At 62.7% G+C, this 7,316-nt stretch carries 6 protein-coding genes; 1 reads left to right on the top strand and 5 read right to left on the bottom strand.

The window, feature by feature from the left end; genetic code table 11:
* Nucleotides 1-26: 26 nt before the first annotated feature.
* The 4 genes from PQR40_RS34745 to PQR40_RS34730 all read right to left on the bottom strand — a co-directional run bounded on the left by PQR40_RS34745 (nt 27) and on the right by PQR40_RS34730 (nt 4,526).
* Nucleotides 27-1,736, bottom strand: coding sequence for a J domain-containing protein (locus PQR40_RS34745; RefSeq protein WP_408510836.1), 1,710 nt, complete (start codon nt 1,734-1,736; stop codon nt 27-29).
* A 6-nt stretch (nt 1,737-1,742) separates the two neighbouring features.
* Nucleotides 1,743-3,452, bottom strand: coding sequence for an Hsp70 family protein (locus PQR40_RS34740; protein WP_408388454.1), 1,710 nt, complete (start codon nt 3,450-3,452; stop codon nt 1,743-1,745).
* Nucleotides 3,453-3,720: 268 nt separating this feature from the next.
* Nucleotides 3,721-4,182: a GNAT family N-acetyltransferase gene (locus PQR40_RS34735; protein WP_408337881.1), complete on the bottom strand. Its 462-nt coding sequence runs from the start codon at nt 4,180-4,182 to the stop codon at nt 3,721-3,723.
* 50 nt (nt 4,183-4,232) lie between these two features.
* Nucleotides 4,233-4,526: a hypothetical protein gene (locus PQR40_RS34730; protein ID WP_408510835.1), complete on the bottom strand. Its 294-nt coding sequence runs from the start codon at nt 4,524-4,526 to the stop codon at nt 4,233-4,235.
* A gap of 86 nt (nt 4,527-4,612) precedes the next feature.
* Here PQR40_RS34730 and pdxR point away from each other — a divergent pair, with 86 nt between their 5' ends.
* Nucleotides 4,613-6,118: a MocR-like pyridoxine biosynthesis transcription factor PdxR gene (gene pdxR / locus PQR40_RS34725; RefSeq protein WP_408388450.1), complete on the top strand. Its 1,506-nt coding sequence runs from the start codon at nt 4,613-4,615 to the stop codon at nt 6,116-6,118.
* Here pdxR and PQR40_RS34720 read toward each other — a convergent pair.
* On the bottom strand, nt 6,115-7,218 hold the full coding sequence (locus PQR40_RS34720) for an NAD(P)/FAD-dependent oxidoreductase (protein ID WP_408510834.1): 1,104 nt from the start codon (nt 7,216-7,218) through the stop codon (nt 6,115-6,117). The two genes, pdxR and PQR40_RS34720, sit on opposite strands and share 4 nt — an antisense overlap.
* Between the last annotated feature and the right edge of the window lie 98 nt (nt 7,219-7,316).

Raw genomic sequence — 7,316 nt, 5'->3', positions numbered from 1 at the left:
TGTTGACGGTATCTTTAGATGCGACCTTACGGCGCCGTTCGCGGCGATAGCCGACGTTGCTTCAGCTCTTCGATAATCCAGACACTCATCAGCCCCGCGCTCACGCAAGCGATGATGTCCGGCTTGGAGAGTGCGAACGCGAACCAGGCGAGATGGACATAGCCACGGAAAAACCCCGGCACAGCCCGGCGCAGATCATTCCAACGCGTCGTCGCCAATACACCGCCCGCCGCGGCCATGACCGTAAAGAGCGCCCATGCGAATTGCGTCGAACGCTCGTCCCGCTGCAGCAGCAGAACGATCAACGCGGCGAAACCCGCAAACCACATCGCTGCCCCAAAGCGCGCGAGGTGCGGCCGACGTGCGAGCCAGCCGCGCCACTCCCGTTGCGCAAAAGAGAAGAAGAAAGCGAACAGCATGCCGTGCGCGAACGGCATCGGCCATGCGCGAGGATCGGTGGCGAGCCAATGGCCGGCGAAACCAAATCCGATCGCACCGACGGCGGCCAGTATTACGAACTGCTTAATACGCGGCCATCCGTAGATCAACGCGGCCCACATCGTGCAGATGCCGAGCGTGTCCATTGCGATCGAGGTCAAGCGTCCGCTGCCGTCGTCGCACAACGAAGCGGCAGTCGCGCCAAGCCAAACCGGAACCCAGCCATAACGCAGCCAGCCCATCGAGCGTAGCGCCCGCAGTCGCTGTTGCTGCGGTTCGGACAGCAGGACAGTTGTCGCGGCGCTGGCGACCAGCGTCACCATCAGCGTGGCCAGAAGCACGGCCCACTGAACGGGCGTCCATTGATCGAACCACTGATCGCGATTGAGGCCCATCGAAGCGTTCGCGAACAGCAACCCGCACCAGGCGCTTAGCGTGAGCGCTGGGCCGAACAGTCGGCCTGCGCCAATCCGGAACGTCAGGCAGCGGGTCCAGAATTCGACCTTCTCGCTGTCGAGCCGCAGGCGCACGACATTCGGATGATAGCGATTGAGCGCAGTCAGCAACTGTTCCATCCCGGTACGCACGCCTGCGCGAAGCAGAGCGTGTGCACCGGTCGCCAACGGCGGCTGCGGCCCTTCGAGCAGGACCATGGCATTCGTGTAGCGCAGGCGCAGCGCGTTGTAGTCCTCGTCGGCGAATACACGGTCCAGTGCGAGGGTCGCGATGGCCGCGTTGCGGCGATGCAGATGGGCGGCATTGTCCCGCCATCCCAGGACCGCGCTCAGGTTCATGCGTAGCGTGGCCGGCGCATCCTCGTTCAGGCAATGAATCAGCGCTTGCCATTCGAGCTCGTCGCGCGTCTGAATGTTAACGACGTCGGCGAACAGATCCTGCAGGGAACGGCGCGACTCGAGTTGGTCTGGTTGCGCGACGAAGTTCTGCCACAACTGCACAGCGCGTTCGAAGGCATCGGGTTCGCGAGAGTGCGCTTCGGACTCGGGCTGCGCTGGTGTAAAGCTGGATGGTTGTGACGTCTGTTGCGTTGCAAGTGTCGCACGCGAAGCCTGCATCGTTTCTGCGCTTGGCAAGGGTTCGACGGCGGCCTCGGTGCTCGCGCTCGCCATCTGCAAAGCCGACTCATACGCATACCGCAGCCGCTGAAATGCCTCGGCGTCTTCATCCGGGCGTTGCTGTTTCAGGAGACGCGCATAAGCGCGGCGCACGCTGCGTTCGTCGGCGTTCGCGGCAATGCCGAGCACATTCCACGGCCAGTGATAGGCAGAAGTCGTATCCATGGCCGATCAGTAAGTCACATGCACGTCGAAGCGATCCAGCAGCACGCTCAGTTCGCTGCGCACATGCGCGATTTCCTCGGCGTTCTGCCGCTCGAGCAACGACTGGAACCGCGAGATATATGCGGCCAGATACTGCCGATGGTCGCCGAGCGTTTCCTCATAGACACGATCCGCGCGCGTGAGCAGCGTGCGATTCTCCAGTTGGTCGCGCGGATGGATCTTCAGCGCAGCCAATGTGGCGAGCCGTGCGCTGATTTCCGCCGGTGTCAGCACGCCAGGATTTTCTTCGATCACCATCGCCCGTTTCACACCACCGGGAAAGGCCGTGGCTTCCACTTCCAGCACGCCGTTGATGTCGTAGGTAAACCGGACATCCGCGCCTGCCTGCCCTGCCGGCTTGACAGGCACGTCGAGCGTGAATTCGCCGAGCGGCACGTTGTCAACGGTCAAACGTGCTTCGCCCTGGAACACCTTGATGCTCAGCATCTGCTGACGCTCGCTCACGGTGAAAATGCGCTGCATGCGGCTTACCGGCACAATCGTGTTGCGCTCGATGATCGGCAGAAAGTGCCCCGGCACATATTGACTGGCACCAAGCGGCATCGCGGTATCGATGCCGAGGCTATATGGCGCGACGTCGGTCAGCACCATTTCCTCGAGGCCGGCGTCCCGCGTGACGAGCCCTGCCTGGACGGCGGCGCCGAGGGCCACGACTTCGTCCGGGTTCAGATTGACGGCGGGCAAGCGGCCGAACATCTTCGAGACCAGCTTGCGTACCATCGGCATACGCGAGGCGCCGCCGACGAGGATGATTTCTTCGAGCGCATCGACGGCGATCTTCGAATCGCGCAACGCACGCTCGACGGGTTTGCGCAGCCGTTGCAACAGGTGCTCGCAGGTTTGTTCTGCGGTGGCCGCGTCGAGTTCGAGGATGTGCTCTGCGTCGCCGACCGTGAGCTTGAGCGTGACGCTCCCAGCACCGTTTTGCGTGAGCAGACGTTTTGCACGTTCAGCCTGCTGATGCAGACGTTGCGCGGCAATCGGCGTGAGCGATTTGATTCGAAGGCTATTACGCTGGCAGAACAACTCGACGAGCGCTTCGGTGAAATCTTCGCCGCCCAGAAAATTGTCGCCAGTGCTGGCGCGCACTTCCATCACACCTTCGAAGAAGTCGAGCACCGAGACGTCAAATGTGCCGCCGCCCAGATCGAAGATCAGGAATTTGCGTTCGCTATCGCGTTGATGCACGCCGTACGCGAGCGACGCCGCGGTCGGTTCGTTGACGAGGCGCAGCACATTGAGGCCGGCCAGTTCGCCGGCGATGCGGGTGGCCTTGCGTTGCGCGTCGCTGAAATAGGCCGGCACGGCGATCACGACGTCGCGTACCGCTTCGCCGAGAAACGCCTCCGCATCGGCTTTCAACGATTTGAGCACCAACGAGGACAGTTCTTCCGGACGCAGTGTCCGCACGCCGAGCGACACGTTCCGATTCGTGCCCATGTAGCGTTTGAAGTTCGCGGCGGTGCGTTCGGGATGCGTATGCAAGCGATCGTGAGCGGGCCGGCCGACGAGAATTGAGCCGTCGTCGTCGATAGAGACACACGACGGCGTCAGCACGTCGCCCAATGCATTTGGGATGAGGACAGCCTTGTTGTCATGCCAGAGCGCGGCAAGACTATGCGTGGTTCCAAGATCGATGCCGATGATCGAAGGCATGTACAGTTTCCGATTCGTTTTGCGGCCCTCCGTGAGGAGATCGCCCAAGGTCGCGTGGGAGCCAGATGGTGCTCCGTCCAATGGCGATAACGGCAGGTTGCATGCAAACTTGAGCGGTGAGGGCGTGGCTGCGAACCGAATCGGTGCAAGAGATGCGACTCACATGGCGGCCGGACAAGGGGCCGGGCATGCGAATGCTGCGCGCCGCCCATGGCGGGCGGCGCGAGGAGGGGGTCGAACGCCTTCTATGCGAGCGCGTAATTCGACGTTACAACGCCTTGCGGTACACCACGAAACCGGAGTGCTCCGCGACCTTGTCGTACAGCTTCATCGCCGTGTGATTCGTCTCATGCGTTTGCCAGTAGACCCGTTGCAAACCGTCGGCCTTGGCTCGGGCATACACCGCTTCGATCAGTGCACGGCCGACGCCTTTGCCGCGTTCCGACTCCAGCGTGTAGAGATCTTGCAGATAGCACGTTGGCGCGATCATGGTGGTGTGACGGTGGTACAGGAAGTGCACGAGGCCGAGCAACTGGCCGTTGCGGTCGGCGACCATCGCGTGCATCGGCTCGTAGCCGTCGAAAAAACGCCCCCACGTAACCTGCGTGATCTCGCGCGGCAATGCCGTTTCGCCGGAACGGCCGTAGAACGCGTTGTAGGCGTCCCACAGCGGCAGCCAGGCGTTGAAGTCGGCCGGCGTGACGGGGCGGATTTGAATCGAATCGGACATGAGTGTGGCTCCTTGTCTGGTTATGGTTGACGGCGAGCGGATCGCCACCGCTAGGGCTGCGTCGAGCAAGCGTAGAGGGCGGCGCTGAATGCCTGCTCACGATCTTCCTCGCTGGCGGTTGTTGCGGTAGCGGCGCCGGCCGTGCTACCGCGTTGCCCGAGAGTTTCGTTTACGCAGGCGTCCAGCCTTGCTCGCGCGGTTGCTGTGGGGTCGAGCGCGCCATAGGCATAGGCCATGCAAGCCAGCGCCACACACCCCTTCACTGCGGCGCCGTAGCTTAGGCGTGAGGTTACGGTGCGGCGTGCATGCGTGTTCATGGCATCGGCCCCTCTCGTGATATTCATGGGTGGCGACTCTGGAACCGTTAGCATAGGAAATTTGTGGCACCATTGTTAGCTCCACAATGCGACCAGAATTTGGAGCCACGAATTTGGACTACGGCCTGTTGATGTCGAATGTCGAGCGTGCGATGGGCGGGCGCAAGCTCACGCAGCAGGACTTGCTCTACGAGAGTTTGCGCCGCGCGATTCTCGATGGCGATATCCGCCACGGCAGCCGCCTTCTCGCCACGCGAGCGCTCGCCGAACAATTGGGCATTGCGCGCAACTCAGTGCTCTACGCATACGAACGGCTCACCGAAGAGGGCTTCATCACGGCGAGCCGGCATGGTTCCGTCGTCAGTATGGTGAGCGGTTCGGGCGCTTCGATTTCCACAGCGAGCGGCGGCGTGCAGGCGCCCGAAAACCGCCTGTCGCGCCGCGTCGCTGATCTGCCGCGCGAACGCGCGAGCCCCGACGACCCTACGCCGTTTCGTCCCGGTGTGCCCGCACTCGATGAATTCCCGCTCGCGCAATGGCGTGCCTCGATGGAGCGCGCATGGCGTTCGGTCGAGCCGAGCGAACTCGGCTACGGCAATAACGCCGGGCACCCCGCATTGCGCCGCTCGATTGCGGAATACGTGCGCGTGTCGCGCGGCGTGCGCTGTTCGGCGGGGCAGGTGTTCGTCACCTCGGGCACGCAGGCGAGTCTCGATCTATGCGCCTGTATGCTGGCCGACCCCGGCGACAGCGTCTGGGTCGAGGATCCCGGCTATCACGGCGCGAAGGCTGCGTTTCAGGCAGCCGGTTTGCAACTGGTGCCGATTCCCGTCGATGCCGCCGGCATGGCGCCGACGCCCGATCACTGGGAGCAGACGCCGCCACGCCTGATGTACATCACGCCCTCGCATCAATATCCGCTTGGCAGCGTGCTGAGTCTGGAACGGCGCTGGTCGATCATCGAGAATGCGGTGGCGCGCGGCGCATGGATTATCGAGGACGACTACGACAGCGAACTGCGCCACAGCGGTCCGCCGTTGCCGTCGATCCAGGGTCTCGCGGCCGACACGCCGGTGATTTACCTCGGCACCTTCAGCAAGACGATGTTTCCTGCGCTGCGTATGGGCTTCATGGTCGTGCCGGCGCATCTCGTCGCCGATATCGACGAGGCGCTCAGCGAGATCGCACGGCAAGGGCGCGTGGCGGAACAGATCGCCTTGGCGGATTTCATCGACAGCGGAAAGTATGCGCGGCATCTGCGGCGCATGCGGCGTCTTTATCAGCAGCGTCGCACCGCGTTGGTAAACGCGATTGGGCGGCATATGGGCGACCTGGTGACGGTCTCGTCCGACGGCGGCGGCATGCATCTGACGGTGCGGCTCGATGTGCCGCTGCGCGACCAGGACGTGAGCGCAGCGACGCGAGAGCACGGTTTGCGTATCGCTGCGTTAAGCGCTTTTTGTCAGGCACCCGCTAAAGACGCCGCGCGCTACAACGGCTTCATGCTTGGCTACGCGGGTATCAAACCGCACGAAGCCGACGCGCTGGTGACGCGACTCGCCGCCGTGGTGCGTGGGCTGGACCGCGAACGTCTTATTGCCATGAAGAAAGAAAGCTAAACCGTTTCCGCCCTGAGCCAACGCGCGAGCATGGCGTCGTCATCGGTATCCAGCGCTTGCGCGACCCGGCGTCCGATCGCGGCGCCGAATTTATAGCCGTGGCCTGAGCATGCCGACACAACCAGCGTGTTGCCGATGCGCTTCGAAAAAAAGCGTTTGTCCGCCGTGAACGTGTAGGCGCAGGTTTTGACTTCGGTCACCGTATATTCGTCGATACGGCCGAACGGCGGTGAAAACAACCGGCGCAGACTGTCGCCTTCTCCGGGCGCCGCGACGCGATTGGCGTCAGGATCAGGCGCACTGGATCTGTGCACACCGGCGCCGAACTTCAGGCCGACACCTTCGACCGGCGGCAGCACATAACCGTCGCTATCGCCACCGATATCGACGATAGCGGGCGCATTCGACCATGCGTCCTCCAGATCCGCAGGCGGCTCCATATACGCGACCGCATTGCGATAAGTCATCAGGTTTTCGGCGAGCGCGGGGAACAGTTGCAGCGTCCATGCACCGGCGGTGACCACGAGCCGGTCGGCGGCAATGAGGGTGTCGTCTTCGAGCCGCACGGAGGCGGTGCGCGCATCGACCGCGAGTACCTTGGTATGCGTGCGAATCTCGGCGCCGCGCATCTTGAGCCACGCTTTCATGTCGCGTGCAATGCGTTCGCTAAATAGAGCGCCGCCATCATGATCGAGGTAGGCATAGCGAAACGTGGCGGGGTCGAGAAATGGATAGCGCTCGGCCGCTTCGCGCGGATCGAGTTGTTCATATTCGAATTTCATCCGGTCGAGGCCGGCGCGGAATAGCTCGGCGCCATCGCCAGCGCGCTGCGAAATACCGAGCACGCCGCAGTTCGCATAGTGGGATACACCCAGGTCATTCCACAGCAGATCCCAACTATCGAACGCCTCGGCGATGGTGCGTGCGTAGCCGTCGGCATCACCATACGCACGACGGATCATTCGATGCCGGTCGCCGGAGGCGGCGAGTGGATTCGGAATCGAGCCCTGCTCGATCAGCGTGATGTCGTGTCCGAGCTTTGCGAGCCACCACGCGGTGCTCAAGCCGGCAATGCCCGCGCCTACGATTGTCACCCGCATGCCATCTTCCCCCGAGTCGATGTATCCGGGTCAAAGTCTAGCAGTGGGAAAAATAAACCGGTACGTGTTCTGGCGAATCGCCACGCGAGCCAGCGGGG

Source organism: Paraburkholderia sediminicola (assembly GCF_046026855.1).
GTDB classification, from domain to species: domain Bacteria; phylum Pseudomonadota; class Gammaproteobacteria; order Burkholderiales; family Burkholderiaceae; genus Paraburkholderia; species Paraburkholderia sediminicola_A.
Note: the sequence above shows the minus strand (reverse complement) of the source record. Positions and strands in the feature narration are given on the sequence as shown.